Below are 16,307 nucleotides of genomic sequence, written 5' to 3' on the forward strand. Positions count from 1 at the left end.
CCTGGGCTTCCGCAACCTCACCAACTACATCGCCAGAAGCCTGCTCGAGACAGGCGGATTCAGACCCCAACTACACCCTCGATTGGGATGAGCCCAAGAAGATGCTGACCCGCTCATCTCGTCCTACGATTGGTAGGACCAATGACGAACCCGCGGCCCCACCGCCGGGCGAGCCAGCAGGAGATGTCGATGTGCGGAACGCCGGATACCGCACCGGACAGGAGACTTCATGCCGACCACAGCGATCAACCAGAACCTGGGTACCAGGCGGCTCATCGACCGGGTGTCGATGGCTCATGACGCATCGCACTACCTTCTCATTCCCGAGGTGGTCATCACGGCGTCAGATACCGCGCAGGTCGCCCAGGTGATGGCCCAGGCGCACCGCGATCACAAGCACGTCACCTTCCGCTCCGGCGGCACGAGCCTGTCCGGCCAAGCGCTCAGCGACTCCGTCCTGCTCGACGTGCGCAAGAACTTCCGCCGGGTCACCGTGCTCGACAATGGTGAGCGCGTCCGCTGTCAGCCCGGCGCCACGATCCGCAATGTCAATGCCCACCTGGTGCGCTATGGCCGCAAGCTTGGTCCTGACCCGGCCAGCGAGATCGCGTGCACTGTGGGCGGTGTGGTGTCCGACAACTCCTCGGGAATGGCCTGCGGCACCCAGCTCAATACCTACCGCACCCTCGACTCGCTGGTGGCGGTGCTGCCGAGCGGTACCGTTATCGACACCTCCACGCCGGACGCCGATGAGCGCTTGCACCGCGACGAGCCCGAGCTGTGGGAGGGCCTCGCGGCGCTGCGTGACCGGGTCCGCTCGAACCCCGACTCGGTTGCCAGGATTGCCCAGCAGTACGCCATGAAGAACGTCATGGGTTACGGGGTGAACAGTTTCGTCGACCACGACGAGCCGGTGCACATCCTCGAGCACCTCCTCATCGGCTCGGAGGGCACCCTCGGCTTCGTCGCGGAAGCCACCTTCCGCACCGTGCCCATCCACAAGCACGCGGCCACCGCGCTGCTCATCGTCCCGGAACTGTCGATCGCCACCGATGCGCTGCAGGACTTGGTGACGAACGGCGCCAACTGCCTGGAGCTCATGGACGCGGCGAGCCTGCGCGTGGTGCAGAGCTATCCGGAGGCCACCCCGGAGCTGGCCAATCTCAGCGTGCGCCAGCACGCCGCCCTCCTCATCGAGGCCAACGCCGATGACGAGAAGGATCTTGCCGACCGGATGGATGCCCTCAACGGCGTGCTCGGCTCGCTGCCCATCCCCGACGCCCCACGGTTCACCAAGGATCTGCGCGAGCGCAACAACCTCTGGCAGCTGCGCAAGGGGCTGTACACCTCGGTTGCCGGTGCCCGTCCCGCCGGCACCACCAATCTGCTGGAGGACATCGCAGTTCCCGTCGCCTCGCTCACCCAGACGGCTGCCGAGCTGCGGGAGTCGTTCGCCCGGCATGGCTACGACGAGGCCGTCATCTTCGGCCACGCGAAGGACGGCAACATCCACTTCATGGTGACCGCCGATTGGCGAGACGAGGCACAGACCGAGAACTATGCCGCCTTCACCGAGGACATGGTCAACGTCGTGCTCTCCCATCAGGGCACCCTCAAGGCCGAACACGGCACCGGGCGAGTGATGGCCCCCTTCGTCGAGCGGCAGTTCGGCAGCGAGTTGTACGAGGTCATGAAGCAGATCAAGGTGCTGTGCGATCCTGGCGCCGTCCTCAACCCGGGGACGCTGCTCAGCGATGACCCGCAAGGCCATCTGCGCGATCTCAAGAGAATGCCCCCGGTCGACGACTTCGTTGACCGTTGCGTCGAATGCGGCTACTGCGAGCCCACCTGCCCCTCGGCCGATCTCACCACGACACCGCGCCGCAGGATCGCGCTGCTGCGCGCAGAGCAGGAACTGCCGGCCGAGCAGGCGGCCGAGATCCGCAAGGACTACGGCTATGAGGCGGTCGACACCTGCGCTGTCGACTCGCTGTGCTACATCGCCTGTCCGGTCCGCATTGACACCGGCGTCTTCATGAAGCGCTTCCGTGCCGAGCGCCACACCACGCCGGCGAAGAAGGCCATGGTGGTGGCGGCGAAGAACTGGGGTCCGACGATCTCCGGCCTTCGGGGAGCACTGAACGTCGTGGACAAGATCCCCTCCCCGCTCGTCACCGGGGTGACCACCGCTGCCAGGAGCGTGCTCCCCAAGGACGTCATCCCGCTGGTCGGGGACGACCTTCCTGCTGCCGGGCCCCGGCGCCCCCGGGCTGCGGCGACCCCTCAGGACGACTTCGTCTACTTCGCCAGCTGCATGGGAGAGCTGTTCGCGCCGGCCCAGCGCGGCCCCGGCCACGGCGCCGAGGCGGCCTTCGAGAAGCTCGTCGCCCGGGCCGGACAGCACGCCCGGGTACCCCAGGGCCTCGGCGGCCTGTGCTGCGGCACGCTGTGGATCTCCAAGGGCTTCGTGGACGGCGCCGACACGATGGCCGACAAGGTCTTCGACGCGCTGTGGGAGTCCACCGAGCAGGGCCGGCTGCCGGTCGTCTGCGATGCGGCGAGCTGCACGCATGGCCTCGATGGTCTGGCCGACCACCTCAGTGCCGAGAAGGCCGGCCAGTGGAAGAAAGTCACCGTCATGGACACCACCACCTGGGTGGCCAAGCACGTCCTCGACAAGCTCACGTTCACCAGCTCGGCCGGGTCGATCGTCATTCACCCGACCTGTTCGATGGTCCACCTCGGCTGCGTCCCCGACGCGGTGACCTGCGCCCAGGCAGTGAGCGATGACGTCGTCGTCCCGGTCGACGCCGGCTGCTGCGCATTCGCCGGGGACCGCGGGCTGCTCCATCCGGAACTGACCGCCTCGGCCACCCGCCGGGAGACCGCAGAGGTGAACTCGCGGCATTTCGACGAGTACGTCTCGGCCAACCGCACCTGTGAGATGGGGATGACGCGCGCCACCGGCCACCCCTACCGGCACGTGTTGGAGGTGCTTGCCGAGCATCTGTGAGGCGCTCCTCAGGCAGTGCGCTGGCTCGGGCCCGGGTTTTGCTGGGCCCGAGCTGCGGCTCAGGCGCTGGCTTCGAGCAGGCCGACCGGTTCGGCGGCCAGCCAGGCATCCACCTCGGCGAGCCATGTCCTCTTGTCGGCGTCCGATGCGAAGGACGCCCGGATGCTCGACCGGGCGAGCTCGGCAAGTTCGGCATCGCTGAACCCGTGCACCTCGCGGGCGATGCGGTACTGGTCGTTGAGCCCGGACAGGAAGAGCAGGGGATCATCGGCACCGAGAGCGATCTGGGCCCCGGCGTCCACGAGAGTGCGCAGCGGGACGCTCGCGGTGTCAGGGTAGACGCCCAGGCAGACATTGGAGGCTGGGTTGATCTCCAGCGCGATACCGGCCTCGACGATCCGGTGCAGGAGGACCGGATCGTCGGCCGCGTGTACCCCGTGCCCGATCCGGGTGGGATGCAATGTGTCGAGCACCACGGCGATGTGCTCGGCCCCGCAGGTTTCCCCCGCGTGGGGTACGCCTGGCAGCCCGGCCTTGCGGGCGATCCGGAAGGCCGGGCCGAATTCCGCGGTGTCGCCTTCGGATTCGTCGTTCGACAGGCCGAAGCCGATCACCCCGCCGGGCGCCTCGCCCCCATGGCGGGCCGCCAGCCGGGCCAGCACGCGCGCTTCCATCGGGTGGCGGGTCCGCGATGCGGCAACGATCACTCCGAGCTGGATGTGCTCGGCCTGGGAGGCGAGGCGCGCCTCGTTCAGCACGATCTCCAGGGCATTGATGATGCCCCCGACATAGGGCGCGTAGCTGGTGGGGTCCACCTGGATCTCGGTGCGGCGAGAACCCTGGATCGCGTCGTTGTGAGCTGCCGTGCGCACCACCCGGCGCATGGCCTGCTCGGAGACCACGGCATGACGCGCGATGTCGTAGCTGCGCTGGAAGCGCCACCAGCCGCGCGCGGTGAGCGGCACGGTCAGGGGGTCCTCGTCAACGAGAAAGTCGGCCATGGGTATGCCCTGCTCCCTGGCCAGCTCGGCGAGTGTCGGCACGTCGAGAGAGCCGGTGAAGTGCAGATGCAGGTGCGCCTTGGGCAGCAGGTCGAGATCTCTGCGTCCGGGTGGCATGACCTTGAGGTTAGCTCCCCGCGACGGACGCCCGGCAGACAACTCCCAGCTCATCTCCCCAGAGAACTACGCGGACCCTCTTACGTGAGGCACGCGTCATCGTTCCCGGACCTTTCTAGCTGAGTCTCGTCGCCGCATTGATGGTGGCGGGCAGTCCCGGGTAGAGTGATGCCAGCACGAGTGGTTGCGCAAACATGCGACGGTGCAGGCGCTCGCCAGCCAAGCCGGAGCCGGTTGCCGAGTGATCGGCGGTCCGGTGATGACTATTCCCGCAGACGGACAGCGAGTGTCCGGACAGGAGATCCTTCACATGAGCACCGACAGTGCGGCGCGAACCGACACACCCCAGACACTCATCCGCCCTGGCACCTTGCCCCTCGACGACCGGGGCAAGCCGGCTCAGCTCCATGCAGCAGGGATTCAGCGAGTCGGATCGCGCTGGTATGCGTGGGGCGAGGAGAAGTCGGGTGGGGGACTGTTCACCTCGGTCGCGGTCTACACCTCGACGGACCTGGTCAACTGGCATTTCGAGGGTGACGCGCTGACTGCTGGAAGCGGCGAGCTGGGCCCCGACCGAGTGGTGGAGCGCCCGAAGGCGCTGCAGCGTTCCGACGGCCGCTGGGTGCTCTTCCTCCATCTCGACACGGCCGACTATGGTTACGCTCGGGTCGGCTACGCGCTGGCCGACACCCCCGAGGGTCCCTTCGAACTTGTCTCCAGCGAGCGTCCGCTCGGTCACCTGAGCCGCGATATCGGCGTCTATCAGGAGGACGGGGTGGGATATCTGCTCTCCGAGGACCGGGACAACGGCACCCACATCTACCGACTTCGTCCCGACTACCTCGGGGTGGAGGCCGAGATCGTCACCGTGCGCCAGCAGGACCGCCCCGAGCTCGGCTACGAGTCCCCCACCGTGGTCAAGCACGAGGGCATCTACTACCTCTTCGGATCGGATCTGACCGGCTGGAACACCAACGACAACAAGTACAGTGTGGCCACCGCGCTTGAGGGACCCTGGACGCCCTGGCGGGACATCGCCCCCGTGGGGACGCACACCTTTGACTCCCAGGTGAGCGTTGTCGTGCCCTTGGGCGGGGACCACTTCCTGTTCGCCGCCGATCGCTGGCGCAAGGCAGATCTGTTCAATTCCCCGCTCGTATGGTTGCCGCTGACCCTTCACGATGGGCACGCCGAACTCGAGTGGCGCGACGAATGGTCTCCGCTCGACGAGGCCGCCGCACGCTGAGGACGGAGTGAGGCGAAGGCCGGTTCGGGTCCTCCTCAGGGCTTCTTGGCGGCCTTCGCCTTCAGCTCGACATCGGCGATCTTGTTGAGCAGCTTGTCGGTGCGCACTTCCTCGTCGAGGGTTTCGCCCAGCAGGGTGACCGCGTCGCTGAGTCCAAGCGCCTTCGCCCATCGGCCCAGGGCCGTGTAGCGCGCGATCTCGTAGTGCTCGACCGCCTGCGCGGATGAGATCAGCCCGTCGTCCAGTACGGCGCTGCCGGCGAAGGAGCCGATGATCTCATCGCCCTCGGACAGGATGCCGTCGATCGCCTCGCAGCGTTTCGATGTGGGCTTGCGATCCAGCAGCTCGAAAACCTTCTGCAGACGCTTGATCTGCTCGTCCGTCTCTTTCGTATGGGTGGCGAAGGCCTCCTTCAGCTCATCGGAGACGGCCGTCTTCTCGAGCTTGGGAAGTGTCTTCACTATGTGGTTCTCGGCGTAGTAGATGTCGCGCAGGGTGTCGAAGAACAGTGCATCCAGATTCTTTCCGGCCATGACCAGCAGCTCCTTTGCTCGTGGGTACCGGTGTGTTACCCGTGCCTACGGGCGCCCAATCATCGCGTCGGTCTCGGCGTGGCTGCGTGGTGATCGGCGCCAGCACCTCTGCGGTGCCGGTGCCGATCACCACGCAGCTCAGCTGGTCTCCTGCGAGGTCCGTGCGGATCGCTCAGAAGCCGCTGATCTCCTTCAGACGTACCGTCGCGACTTCGTCGGCGGAACCGCTGCAGAGGGCCTGGAACTTCCACTTTCCGTGAGCGTCGATGGTGTTCGTATTCGCCAGGCAGGTGCCGAGATTCGCGCCTTGGGCGTCGAGAGCATCGAAGGTGATCTGGACATAATCGTTGATGGGCTTGTCGGTGTTGTTCGTGACATAGCCGTTCACGTACGCAGCGAATTGGTTCGACTTGTCGAGTGTCCATCCGTCGTCGAGGGTCAGCTTGTCCTGTGCCTTGGATGCCGGGGCCGCCTTGCTGGACTCGGGGGCGGCCTGTGCCGTGGCTGGCTGTCCCGCTGCCGAGGAGGCTGCCGACTGGCTCGCGGCGGGGGCCGTGCTGGCCGAGCCGCCGTGGTTGATATTCACCACCACGACGATGAAAGCGACGACGATGAGCAGCCAGACCCAGAACCGCTTATACCACGGCTTCTTCCGCTTGACGGGGGCAGGTGCCGGGTTTCCGGGATACATCGAGGGCTGCTGATCTGAATAGTGCTGTGGTTCCTGAGACATGTCGTCACTCCTGTGCGGGGGCCTTCATTACGAACTCAGTTCACTGCCCGCGCTCTGTGCGGCGCATCGGCTGACCGGTCATTGATTGCTGGCCGATCGGATGGTTATTGACGAGCGCATCCCAGCCGAAAGGCCGGGGATTTCCGTCTGTCAGCGGTCCTACGATTCGGCTGTGACGAGTTTCGACAAGGTCGGCGCGGATACCCGGCCACCGTGGTGGCGATCTGTGCTCTATGTCCTGGCGACCGTCCTGCTGAGCCTCCTGAGCGTCGCCTACTCACCGCCCATGTGGCAGATGGAGCGGGGCGGCTCAGGAGCCTTCCCTGGCCTGCTTCTGCTCACTGCCATGGCGCTGCCGGTCATGCTGTTCTGGCGACACCGCACACCGTTCCTCTGCACCCATGTCATGGCGGCCGTCTCGGTGTTCCTGCCGATCGGCAACAGCCTGCCGTTGGTGGCCCTGGCGACGCTCATCGGACGGCGGCGGGGCCCGGCGGTGTGGTGGACGACGGCCGGAGTTGCCCTCACGAGCGCGTGGGTGATCGGCCGGGATGCGCTGGCCCAGCCCAGGGCGGCGTCTGCCCTCAAATCGCTGCTCGGCCCCACACAGGCTGACCCGGCACAGAACGCACAGCTCAGCTGGGCACAGCTCTTGGCCGTCTTCGTGCTCGGGCTTGGCATCTCGATCGGCGCGGGACTGCTGGTGCGCTCACGGCGCGAAGCCGCAAGCGCCACTGTCGCGGTGCAGGCCGAGAAGGCTGTCTCGGGGCAGCTCGGTGACGAGCTGGCTCGCCACGATGAGCGGGAGCGGATCGCGCGGGAGGTACACGATGCGATGGGGCATCGGCTCTCGCTGCTGTCCATGTACGCCGGGGCCCTGGAGGCGAATGCCGGAAGTGACCCACGGGTTGCCGAGGCAGCCCATCTGGTACGAAGCAATGCTGGTGCGGCAATGGATGATCTGCGCTCGCTGCTCAGCGTGCTGCGCGAGCCCGTCGGAGCCGAGCAGCCAGCTGTCTCGCTGACTGACCTTGCGACAGTGGTCCAGGAGTCCTTTGGCGCTGGGCAGCGGCTGAGCTCCTCGATCTTCGTCCAGGACGCCGCCAGCGCTCCCGAGCCGCTGACCAGGGCGGTATATCGCATCGTCCAGGAGCTGCTCACCAATGCGCGTAAGCACGCCCCACGCGAGCAGGTCTACCTCACTGTCAATGGCAGTCCCGCCGAGGGTGTCACCATCGATGCCCACAATCGCTATGTTCCCGACCAGGCCGCGGCGTCCGGGTCATCGCGAGGGCTCAAGGGAATCAGCGAGCGCGCCGAACTGCTGGGGGGCACCCTGAAGTACGGGCTCGATGCCGACCAGTTCCGGGTGCACGTCACGCTGCCATGGCAGCTGGGTTGAGCCGGATGACGGCCTTGGGCGTGCACTGAGCAGAGATTGTCGGCGCCACGCCATAGGATGCGGGCGTGCCGATCCGCGTGATGGTCGTCGATGACGACCCCTTGTTGGTGACCGGACTGACATTCCTGCTGGAAAGCGCAGAGGACTGCGAGGTGGTCGCCACGGCCCGCGACGGCGAAGAGGCGATCGCGGCGGCGCGGAGCCACTCGGTGGATGTCGTGCTCATGGATCTTGGCCTGCCGCGGATGGATGGCATCGAGGCCACCACGAGCATCCGCGCGTTGCCCGATCCGCCCTATGTCATTGCGCTGACGACCTGGGACGTGGACGATGCGGTGATGAAGTCGATCGAGGCAGGGGCGTCCGGCTTTCTGCTGAAGACCTCCTCGCCCCAGGAGATCTTCGGGGCCATCCGCTCGGTCATGGCAGGCGATGCCGTTCTCTCGCCGCGCAGTACCCGGCGGTTGCTCGATCAGCTGGGCAGGGAGTCTGCAGGCGAGCAGCACCTCCAGGCCGTGCGGGCCGTCGCGAGCCTCACCGCCCGCGAGCGAGAGGTGGCCGTCGGCGTCGGACGGGGACTGACCAATGGCGCCATCGGCGCTGAGCTGTATCTGTCGGAGGCGACGGTCAAGTCGCATCTGTCGACCATCCAGACGAAACTCGGGGTCAGCAATCGGGTGCTGGTCGCGGTCTTGGCGGAGCGGGCAGGGTTGTTGCGGGCATCCTGAGCCGTTCGGGAGGGATCTTCCTCACCGTCCGGCGCGCCGGACCATCTCCTCGGCGATCCATCGAGCGGTCTCGCGGGTGCACACCCCCGGTTCGCTGAAGCTCACAGCGAAGACATCGGTGATCTCGGTGAGTTGCGGGTGGCCCTGAAGGGCGAGGATCGACTCCGCCTCAGCAGCGTATTCGTTCCGCGGTGCGCCACGCGCGATGAGCCCCACCGGGTCCGCCTCGGCGAGGATGTCGATCATGTCGTCGCGTGTGAGGGCCATGCGAAGAGTCTAGAAGACGTGGCTTCCCGCAAGAAGCCCCGAAACCGCGCATCGCAAGCGGTTTCGGGGCTCATGTGCGGAGGATACGAGATTCGAACTCGTGAGGGCGTGAACCCAACCCGCTTTCCAAGCGAGCGCCATAGGCCTCTAGGCGAATCCTCCGCCGGACACAGTATCAGGCGCCTGGGGAGGCCAACGAATCGGCGACGGCCCGCACGCCCACGCCCCGCGCGGTGCTGGGAGGACACTGGGCGTTCGGCCACAATGTTGCGGTGAGCAACCCCGTGATCCGCGAATTGGCAGAACAGGTCGACCGTGCAGCGCAGGTGCTGGCCGATGTGAGCGTGATGACGCCACTACAGCTCAACGAGCGTCTCTCGGCGGCTCAGGGAGCCCGGGTCTGGATCAAGCGCGAGGATCTGCAGCCGGTGCGCAGCTACAAGCTGCGCGGCGCCTACAACTTCATCAACTCCCTCACCCCCGTTCAGCGGGCCGCAGGCGTGGTCTGCGCCTCCGCCGGGAACCACGGCCAAGGAGTCGCGTGGGTCTGTGCCCGGCTCGGGATCCCTGGCACGGTGTGCGTTCCGACCACCACTCCCCGGCAGAAGCGCGAACGCATCCAGTTCTTCGGCAATGGGCACGTGAAACTCGTGGTCGCCGGGGACTCCTACGACATCGCGGCCGAAGCGGCCCGTGGCTATTCCGAGCGCAGTGGGGCCGTCATGGTGCCCGCCTTCGACGCGCCCCTCACCGCCGCGGGGCAGGGCACCATCGCCCGCGAGGTTCTCGAACAGCTGGGGCATGCCCCCGATGTGATCGTGGTGCCAGTGGGGGGAGCCGGGCTGCTCGCGGGATGCGGGGCGTGGCTGCGGATCCACTGCCCCCAGACCCGGATCGTCGCTGTCGAGCCTGCCGGGGCGGCGAGCCTGGCTCCGGCCCTGGCCGCAGGTCATCCCGTGACGCTGACCCAGCTGGACACATTCGTCGACGGTGCCGCCGTCGCCCGCGTCGGCGACTTCACCTACAAGGTGTGCGCCGACGTGGATCCGGAGCTGGTGAGCGTTCCTGAGGGCCGGGTCTGTCAGGAGATGCTCTCGATGTACCAGGTCGACGGGGTCATCGCCGAGCCAGCTGGCGCGCTCGCGGCGTCTGCGCTGAGCACCGCCGATGAGCCGAACGCCTTTCGCCTGGATCCCGGCACCGATGTCGTGATCGTGCTCAGCGGCGGGAACAACGACGTCTCACGCTACGCAGAGGTCATCGAGCGCGCTGCGGTGCACGAGGGCCGGCGGCGCTACTTCCTGGTGGATTTTCCCCAGGAACCGGGGGCGCTGCGCCGCTTCCTCAACGAGGTCCTTGGCCCGGACGACGACATCATCGTCTTCGAGTACACCAAGCACTCCGATCGCGAGACCGGACCGGCACTGGTCGGTATCGAGCTGGGTGATCCGCGCAGTTATCCGTCCCTGTGGGCACGGATGATCTCCTCGCCCCTCGATGTGGAGGTACTCGAGCCCGACACCGCGATCTATCGCATGCTCGTCTGAGCGGCGCTGCGAGCCGGCGCGCGGGCCGAGCCCATCGCGCCGGTCAGCGGCTCACTGCCCGAAAATGAGCGAGATCACGACGAGCGCGATGAAGAAGATCACGACCGAGGTGATGCCCAGTGCTGTCAGCGGCGCACCGTCGAGCCGGGCGATCGGGCCTCCGGGTCCGGCAACTCCGTCATTCTTGCTCATCGCATACCGTCCTCAGGATTGACATGACATGGCGCGGTCGCGTCCGGCTGGGGTGCGTGACCGTTCACGAACCATCGTGGCACTGTGTGCGAGTCCTCGTCATCTCGGGTCCCTGCTGGTCGGGTCACGGCTGGTCGTGCACCCACAGGGATCTCATGGGCGGCGGCCTCATGCCGAAGCGGCGCCCACAGACGACAGGAGGCCCAGACGACAGGAGGCCCAGACGACAGGAGGCCCCGACGAAGCGGCGCCCTCAGACGCAAGGCGGCCCCCCGCGCACCCAGCAGAGCTCACTTACCCTTGCTGCCTTCCGACCCTGGGGGAATTGGGCGAGGTACCGCCGCGCGGAGGACCTGGACCCAGTGTAACGGTGCCGCGAGGCCGAAAGGCAAACAGCCTCGTCGTCGGCTGGGCTCAGTGGGTCGGCTGGGCTCAGCGGCGGGACATCGGCCGCTGGCTCGTCCACCCGCCCGCGCAACCGTCATGCGAGTGTCAGTGGCCCCGCATACTCTGTGAGGGTGGAAGTCGATCCGGAGATGGGGGGCGCGATGCCCGGCAGCGGCGTCGAGGCTGACGCAGCCGGTGCCGATGCGCCCGAGCAGGACAGTCCACTGGCCCTCTACCGGCGTTACCGGCCCGACACCTTCGAGCAGGTGATCGGCCAGGAGCACGTCACCGTGCCACTGCAGCGAGCGATCGCGAACAACCGCGTCAATCACGCATATCTGTTCAGCGGACCCCGCGGCTGCGGCAAGACCACCAGCGCTCGGATCCTGGCCCGTTGCCTCAACTGCGAAGAGGGCCCCACGCCCACCCCCTGCGGCCACTGCCGTTCCTGCCGCGAGCTGGCCACCGGCGGTTCGGGCAGCATCGATGTCATCGAGATCGACGCGGCCTCGCACGGCCGGGTCGACGACGCCAGGGAGCTGCGCGAGGGGGTCTATTTCGCACCCGCCTATGCCCGGTTCAAGGTGTACATCATCGATGAGGCCCATATGGTCACCAAGGAGGGCTTCAACGCCCTGCTCAAAGTGGTCGAGGAGCCCCCGCCCCATGTGAAGTTCATCTTCGCCACCACGGAGCCCGACAAGGTGATCGGCACCATCCGCTCGCGCACCCACCACTACCCGTTCCGCCTGGTGCCGCCGAAGCTGCTGGGCAGCTATCTGGGCGAGATCTGCCAGCAGGAGAATGTGCATGTCGAGCCAGGGGTGCTCCCGCTGGTGGTGCGCGCTGGGGCCGGCTCGGTGCGTGACTCCCTGTCGGTGCTGGACCAGCTGCTCGGTGCGGCGGGCGACGGCGGCGTCAGCTATGCACAGGCCACGGCACTGCTGGGCTTCACCCCTGAGGCCCTGCTCGACGAGATGGTCGATGCCATCGCGGCCGGTGATGCGTCGGGCGTGTTCGCCACCATCGACAAGGTCATCGAGACCGGCCAGGAACCCCGCCGCTTCGCAGAGGATCTCCTGCAACGCCTACGCGACCTGGTGATCGTCGCCCAGGTGCCCGATGCGATCACCTCGGGACTCATCGACGCCCCGTCCGACCAGGCCGAACGTTTCGTCCGGCAGGCGGCGGGGCTGGGCGCTGGCGAGCTCACCCGGGCTGCCGAGGTCATTGCCACCGGCCTCACCTCGATGAGGGGTACCACAGCACCTCGCCTGCATCTGGAACTCATGTGTGCCCGGGTGCTGCTGCCCGGAGCCGATGCCGGGGCGCGAGGCGTGCATGCCCGCCTCGACCGCCTGGAGCGCCGGGTGGGAGTCACCGGCGCTGTGGCGGGCACACCCGGGCCGTCATCGGAGACAACGCCGCGCGACACTGCCGTTCAGGCGTCCTCCTGGCCCGAGGAGCCCGCCCCGACCGTGCCGCGGGCGCCGACGGCAGAGGCCGTCCCGCCCGGCGATGTGCCCTGCGCCGGTGGATCCGGTCGCGCCGCCTCAGGTCACGCCGCGGCGCCCGCCGGGGAGTCCGGTCACGTCGCGGCGCCCCGATCCGCTGCGGTTGCGGAATCTGCGCACCGGGAACGGGCCGTGCACCGGGTAACCGCGCAGGCCCCGGTGTCACCCGCCCCCGTGACGCAGCCCAACGGATCCCCGGCCACCCCTATCGATTTCCCGCCCCGCCATGTCGATCAGTCAGCAGAGACGCCGACCGGTGCCGCGCATCTGGGGACACCCGAAGTGCGGCGCCTGTGGCCCGAGGTGCTCACGGCCGTGAAGGCGCGTCGCAGGTTCGCGTGGATCCTGCTGAGCCAGAATGCCCAGGTGCTCGGCGTCGACGCCGGCGGCCTGACACTCGCCTTCAACTCCACCGGAGCCCGGGACAGTTTCGGTTCGAGCGGTTCGGCCGATGTACTGCGCGACTGCCTCATTGAGGTGCTGGGCGCCGACCTGAAGGTGAGCACGGTGGTCGATGGTGCAGCCGCGATCGGGCAGGCCAGCCGGGAAGCGGCTCCTCACCAGCGGTCCGCTGGTCACCAGGAGCGAGAGCTTTCAGTGCCCGAGGTGCCTGCTGACCCCACCCGCCAGGCCCCGCCGGTTCAGCGCGTGCCAGAGGCGCAGGCTGGCTGGGCACCAGCCCCCGCCTCCTCACAGGGCGACGGACCTGCGCAGCAGGGCACGCCGGGTCGGCGGCATGTCCCCTCCCAGCAGCGTCCGGCCAGGCCGTCCCAGCAGCGTCACGAGCTCGCCTATGGGCCGGACGCGTCGCCGGCCGCCGGGGGCGACCAGCCGGGGCACGACATCTCACGGCCTGCCCACCCCGGCCATTTCGGAGGTTACCCGGACGAGCCGCCGCGTGAACCACGCGATGATCCCGATGAGTTCCCTGGAGTCGATCCAGGCGACGTGCCCAGCAGGGACGACATCTCGGTCGACGAGAGCGGCAAGTCGGCGACCCAGCTGCTCATCGATGAACTGGACGCCGAGATCCTCTCCGAGGAGGACCTGAACTGAGCCGGCCTGGACTGAGCCGGCCTGGACTCGGCGATCTCCCGGCGTTGCCGGGAGATCGCTTTGGGGATCGACACGTACCATGGCGACGATGACCTGCCCGGCACGGGCAGCACGCAGAATGACCTGCCCGGCACGGGCAGCACGCAGAATGACCTGCCCGGCACGGGCAGCACGCAGAATGACCTGCCCGGCACGGGCAGTACGCAGACCTACCGCGAAAGGCAGCCCGATGTTCCCCGAAGGCATGGACATGAATGCCCTGCTGCAGCAGGCGCAGCAGGTGCAGGCCCAGCTGCAGCAGGCCCAGAAGGACCTCGAGAAGGCCACATTCAGTGGTTCGGCCGGCGGTGGCCTCGTCGAGGCCACCGTCAAGGGCAGCGGGGAGCTGGTCGGCTTGGTCATCAAGCCACAAGCCATCGATCCCAAAGACCCGGAGGGGCTTGCCGACATCATCGTGGCTGCGGTGCGCGACGCCACCTCGCAGGCCACGTCCCATGCCCAGAATGTGATGCCGAACCTGGGATCGCTGGGTCTGTGACGTGTACGACGGACCTGTCCAGGACCTGATCGACGAGCTCGGACGGCTGCCCGGGATCGGTCCGAAGAGCGCCCAGCGCATCGCCTTCTGGCTACTCGAGCAACCCCAGGCGGACGTCGAGCGGCTCGCGCAGGTGCTCAGCACCGTCAAGGCCAACACCCATCTGTGCTCGATCTGCTACAACGTCACCGATTCCGAGACCTGCCGGATCTGCCGGGATCCGCGCCGCGACCAGGGCTCGATCTGTGTCGTCGAGGAGTCGAAGGACGTCGTGGCCATCGAGCGCACCCGGGAGTTCCGTGGTCTTTACCACGTGCTCGGTGGTTCGATCAGCCCCATTGATGGGCGTGGGCCCGGAGATCTGCGGATCGCCGAGCTGGTGCGTCGCCTGTCGGATCCCCAGGTGAGTGAGGTGATCCTCGCCACCGACCCGAATCTCGAGGGCGACGCCACCGCCACCTACATCTCCAGGCTGCTCGCCGACACCCCAGGTATCAGGATCAGTCGGCTTGCCTCGGGGCTTCCCGTCGGTGGTGATCTGGAGTACGCCGACGAGGTCACCCTGGGCCGGGCCTTCAGTGGCCGAAGGTACGTCGATCAGGGCGTCTGACTTGGAACATCACCCGATGTGGTGGCTTGTTTTGCGCCGCCATGTCTCGTACCGCCACACTCCGCTCCGCCTCACTCCGTCTCGCGCCGCTCCATCCCGCGCTGCTTTGCCCGTGGATGCGGATGGATTGCGGTTGGTCTGGCTAGACCGGGGTGAACTGCAATCCATCCGGTGGGGCGGCTGGTTGGTTCGCGAGGTTGCCCGATGTGGTGCCTTATGTATCGGGGCCGGGAGGCCGGGGAGTTGTTGCTTGCCCGTCAGATCGAGTCGATCAGGGGGTTGAAGGCCCGCGGGGTGACAGTGAAGGTCAACACGATCCTGGTGCCGGGTGTGACTTTGGACGGGGTGGGTGAGGTCGCGAAGCTCGCGAAACGGCTGGGCGTGGACATCATGAACAATCTGCCCTTGTATCCGGTGGAGGGCACTCCGTTCGGGGAGTGCCTGGCGCCCAGTAGTGGGGAGATCGCGGTGGCGCGGCGTCAGGCCGAGGTGTTTCTGCCGCAGATGAATCATTGCCAGCGGTGCCGGGCGGATGCGGTGGGTTTGCTGGATGACGAGAATGACCAGTCCGCGATCGACCGGTTGCTGGCGGCGAAGAGGCCGTCGGCGCCGCGTCCTCTTGTGGCGGTGTGCACGCAGGAGGGTTTCTTGGTGAATCAGCATTTGGGGGTGCTGATTTCGTGGACATCTACGAGAACGCGAATGTGGGCGGGCGGGTCACTCCCCGGTTTCTGGAACGGCGCCCGACGCCCCCGGCGGGTGGGGGTGCGAGGCGGTGGGCGGTCCTCGCCGGGGTCCTGAAGGACTGCCGGGCGCTGGTGTGTTACCAGATCGGGGAGTCCCCCAGGATGGTCCTGCGGGGCTCGGGTATCGATGTCTACGAGTCCGACGGGTTGATCAACGAGGCAGTGACCGATGTCTTCGCCGGCCGGATTCCCCGCCGGGCCCTCCCACCCCGCGACTGCACCAGCTCCTGCTCGGGATCGGGGACAGGCTGTGGCTGATCCGGGCCGGCGGTCAAAGCAACAGATTGGCTCATAGTTTGGGACGATTCTGCCCGATTTCGATCATTTCAGTGGGCCGGAAGCCGCCCTGACGGCATCCCGGTGACATCGTCCGGAGTCCTTGTGCGACACCTCCAGCCACGGTCACATCGCTGTGCAGTCAATCCTCCAAGTAACATATTAGGGCTTTGACTAGGGATTATGACCAAACATCCGTTGGCCCCGAGATGCACCGGAGAGGTCGCGCCACAGGCCGGTGCGAGTGCCTGCCGGGGCATGTCCGGACATTGTATGGAGAGTCACATTTTCGGACACACCTTGACAGGCTCATCCCAATCGAGGGTGTAGTTGGGGTCTGAATCCGCCTGTCTCGAGCAGGCTTCTGGCGATGTAGTTGGTGAGGTTGCGGAAGCCCAGGG

The 16,307-nt window shown here is 67.0% G+C and carries 15 protein-coding genes, 1 tRNA gene and 1 other RNA gene; 10 read left to right on the plus strand and 7 right to left on the minus strand.

Annotated features, from left to right (window positions below; genetic code table 11):
• The first annotated feature begins 229 nt into the window (after positions 1-229).
• Positions 230-3,013 (plus strand): FAD-binding and (Fe-S)-binding domain-containing protein, encoded by a 2,784-nt coding sequence (locus BMX93_RS11990; RefSeq protein WP_091971402.1) that lies wholly within the window; start codon positions 230-232, stop codon positions 3,011-3,013.
• A gap of 59 nt (positions 3,014-3,072) precedes the next feature.
• Here the strand turns inward: BMX93_RS11990 and BMX93_RS11995 are convergent, their stop codons facing one another.
• On the minus strand, positions 3,073-4,131 hold the full coding sequence (locus BMX93_RS11995; RefSeq protein WP_091971404.1) for an adenosine deaminase: 1,059 nt from the start codon (positions 4,129-4,131) through the stop codon (positions 3,073-3,075).
• A gap of 310 nt (positions 4,132-4,441) precedes the next feature.
• Here BMX93_RS11995 and BMX93_RS12000 point away from each other — a divergent pair, with 310 nt between their 5' ends.
• Positions 4,442-5,377, plus strand: coding sequence for a family 43 glycosylhydrolase (locus BMX93_RS12000; RefSeq protein ID WP_091971406.1), 936 nt, complete (start codon positions 4,442-4,444; stop codon positions 5,375-5,377).
• A gap of 35 nt (positions 5,378-5,412) precedes the next feature.
• Here BMX93_RS12000 and BMX93_RS12005 read toward each other — a convergent pair whose 3' ends face one another.
• A complete protein-coding gene (locus tag BMX93_RS12005; RefSeq protein ID WP_091971408.1) occupies positions 5,413-5,910 on the minus strand; it encodes a YciE/YciF ferroxidase family protein in 498 nt (165 codons plus the stop codon).
• Between the two features lie 172 nt (positions 5,911-6,082).
• Positions 6,083-6,601 carry an FxLYD domain-containing protein gene (locus BMX93_RS12010; RefSeq protein WP_091971422.1) on the minus strand — a complete coding sequence of 173 codons (519 nt, stop codon included), beginning with the start codon at positions 6,599-6,601 and terminating at the stop codon, positions 6,083-6,085.
• A gap of 214 nt (positions 6,602-6,815) precedes the next feature.
• On the opposite strand from BMX93_RS12010, the gene BMX93_RS12015 reads away from it, so the two are divergent.
• On the plus strand, positions 6,816-8,045 hold the full coding sequence (locus BMX93_RS12015) for a sensor histidine kinase (protein ID WP_177170228.1): 1,230 nt from the start codon (positions 6,816-6,818) through the stop codon (positions 8,043-8,045).
• An 80-nt stretch (positions 8,046-8,125) separates the two neighbouring features.
• Complete coding sequence (locus tag BMX93_RS12020) at positions 8,126-8,773, plus strand: response regulator transcription factor (protein ID WP_091971424.1); 648 nt, start codon at positions 8,126-8,128, stop codon at positions 8,771-8,773.
• A 21-nt stretch (positions 8,774-8,794) separates the two neighbouring features.
• Here BMX93_RS12020 and BMX93_RS12025 read toward each other — a convergent pair whose 3' ends face one another.
• Complete coding sequence (locus BMX93_RS12025; RefSeq protein ID WP_091971412.1) at positions 8,795-9,040, minus strand: hypothetical protein; 246 nt, start codon at positions 9,038-9,040, stop codon at positions 8,795-8,797.
• Positions 9,041-9,117: 77 nt separating this feature from the next.
• Positions 9,118-9,202, minus strand: a tRNA-Ser gene (locus BMX93_RS12030).
• Positions 9,203-9,312: 110 nt separating this feature from the next.
• On the opposite strand from BMX93_RS12030, the gene ilvA reads away from it, so the two are divergent.
• The gene (gene ilvA / locus BMX93_RS12035; protein WP_245725854.1) at positions 9,313-10,587 is read left to right on the plus strand and encodes a threonine ammonia-lyase IlvA; all 1,275 of its coding nucleotides are present in this window, start codon (positions 9,313-9,315) and stop codon (positions 10,585-10,587) included.
• 51 nt (positions 10,588-10,638) lie between these two features.
• Here ilvA and BMX93_RS13000 read toward each other — a convergent pair whose 3' ends face one another.
• Complete coding sequence (locus tag BMX93_RS13000; protein WP_177170229.1) at positions 10,639-10,779, minus strand: hypothetical protein; 141 nt, start codon at positions 10,777-10,779, stop codon at positions 10,639-10,641.
• Positions 10,780-11,039: 260 nt separating this feature from the next.
• An RNA gene (gene ffs, locus BMX93_RS12040) (signal recognition particle sRNA small type) lies at positions 11,040-11,136 on the minus strand.
• 191 nt (positions 11,137-11,327) lie between these two features.
• Between ffs and BMX93_RS12045 the strand changes: the two genes are divergently transcribed.
• The 5 genes from BMX93_RS12045 (at position 11,328) to BMX93_RS12060 (ending at position 15,888) form a co-directional block, all read left to right on the plus strand.
• Positions 11,328-13,736 carry a DNA polymerase III subunit gamma and tau gene (locus tag BMX93_RS12045; RefSeq protein ID WP_245725855.1) on the plus strand — a complete coding sequence of 803 codons (2,409 nt, stop codon included), beginning with the start codon at positions 11,328-11,330 and terminating at the stop codon, positions 13,734-13,736.
• 229 nt (positions 13,737-13,965) lie between these two features.
• Positions 13,966-14,274, plus strand: coding sequence for a YbaB/EbfC family nucleoid-associated protein (locus BMX93_RS12050; protein WP_091971416.1), 309 nt, complete (start codon positions 13,966-13,968; stop codon positions 14,272-14,274).
• A 1-nt stretch (position 14,275) separates the two neighbouring features.
• A complete protein-coding gene (recR, locus tag BMX93_RS12055; RefSeq protein ID WP_091971418.1) occupies positions 14,276-14,884 on the plus strand; it encodes a recombination mediator RecR in 609 nt (202 codons plus the stop codon).
• Positions 14,885-15,088: 204 nt separating this feature from the next.
• Positions 15,089-15,685, plus strand: coding sequence for a hypothetical protein (locus BMX93_RS13360; protein WP_245725857.1), 597 nt, complete (start codon positions 15,089-15,091; stop codon positions 15,683-15,685).
• Positions 15,589-15,888: a NifB/NifX family molybdenum-iron cluster-binding protein gene (locus tag BMX93_RS12060; protein WP_245725856.1), complete on the plus strand. Its 300-nt coding sequence runs from the start codon at positions 15,589-15,591 to the stop codon at positions 15,886-15,888. The genes BMX93_RS13360 and BMX93_RS12060 overlap by 97 nt, the downstream gene beginning before the upstream one ends.
• Positions 15,889-16,307 lie beyond the last annotated feature (419 nt).

This window comes from Propionibacterium cyclohexanicum (assembly GCF_900111365.1).
GTDB lineage: Bacteria > Actinomycetota > Actinomycetes > Propionibacteriales > Propionibacteriaceae > Propionibacterium > Propionibacterium cyclohexanicum.

Bases quoted from the DNA above. Each gene is read 5' to 3' on its own strand.
- BMX93_RS12005 (WP_091971408.1), bottom strand. From the start codon at position 5,910: ATGGCCGGAAAGAATCTGGATGCACTGTTCTTCGACACCCTGCGCGAC.
- BMX93_RS12020 (WP_091971424.1), top strand. From the start codon at position 8,126: ATGGTCGTCGATGACGACCCCTTGTTGGTGACCGGACTGACATTCCTG.
- BMX93_RS12010 (WP_091971422.1), bottom strand. From the start codon at position 6,601: ATGTATCCCGGAAACCCGGCACCTGCCCCCGTCAAGCGGAAGAAGCCG.
- BMX93_RS11990 (WP_091971402.1), top strand. From the start codon at position 230: ATGCCGACCACAGCGATCAACCAGAACCTGGGTACCAGGCGGCTCATC.
- BMX93_RS12025 (WP_091971412.1), bottom strand. From the start codon at position 9,040: ATGGCCCTCACACGCGACGACATGATCGACATCCTCGCCGAGGCGGAC.
- BMX93_RS13360 (WP_245725857.1), top strand. From the start codon at position 15,089: ATGTGGTGCCTTATGTATCGGGGCCGGGAGGCCGGGGAGTTGTTGCTT.
- BMX93_RS12000 (WP_091971406.1), top strand. From the start codon at position 4,442: ATGAGCACCGACAGTGCGGCGCGAACCGACACACCCCAGACACTCATC.
- BMX93_RS13000 (WP_177170229.1), bottom strand. From the start codon at position 10,779: ATGAGCAAGAATGACGGAGTTGCCGGACCCGGAGGCCCGATCGCCCGG.
- BMX93_RS11995 (WP_091971404.1), bottom strand. From the start codon at position 4,131: ATGCCACCCGGACGCAGAGATCTCGACCTGCTGCCCAAGGCGCACCTG.
- BMX93_RS12050 (WP_091971416.1), top strand. From the start codon at position 13,966: ATGTTCCCCGAAGGCATGGACATGAATGCCCTGCTGCAGCAGGCGCAG.
- BMX93_RS12045 (WP_245725855.1), top strand. From the start codon at position 11,328: ATGCCCGGCAGCGGCGTCGAGGCTGACGCAGCCGGTGCCGATGCGCCC.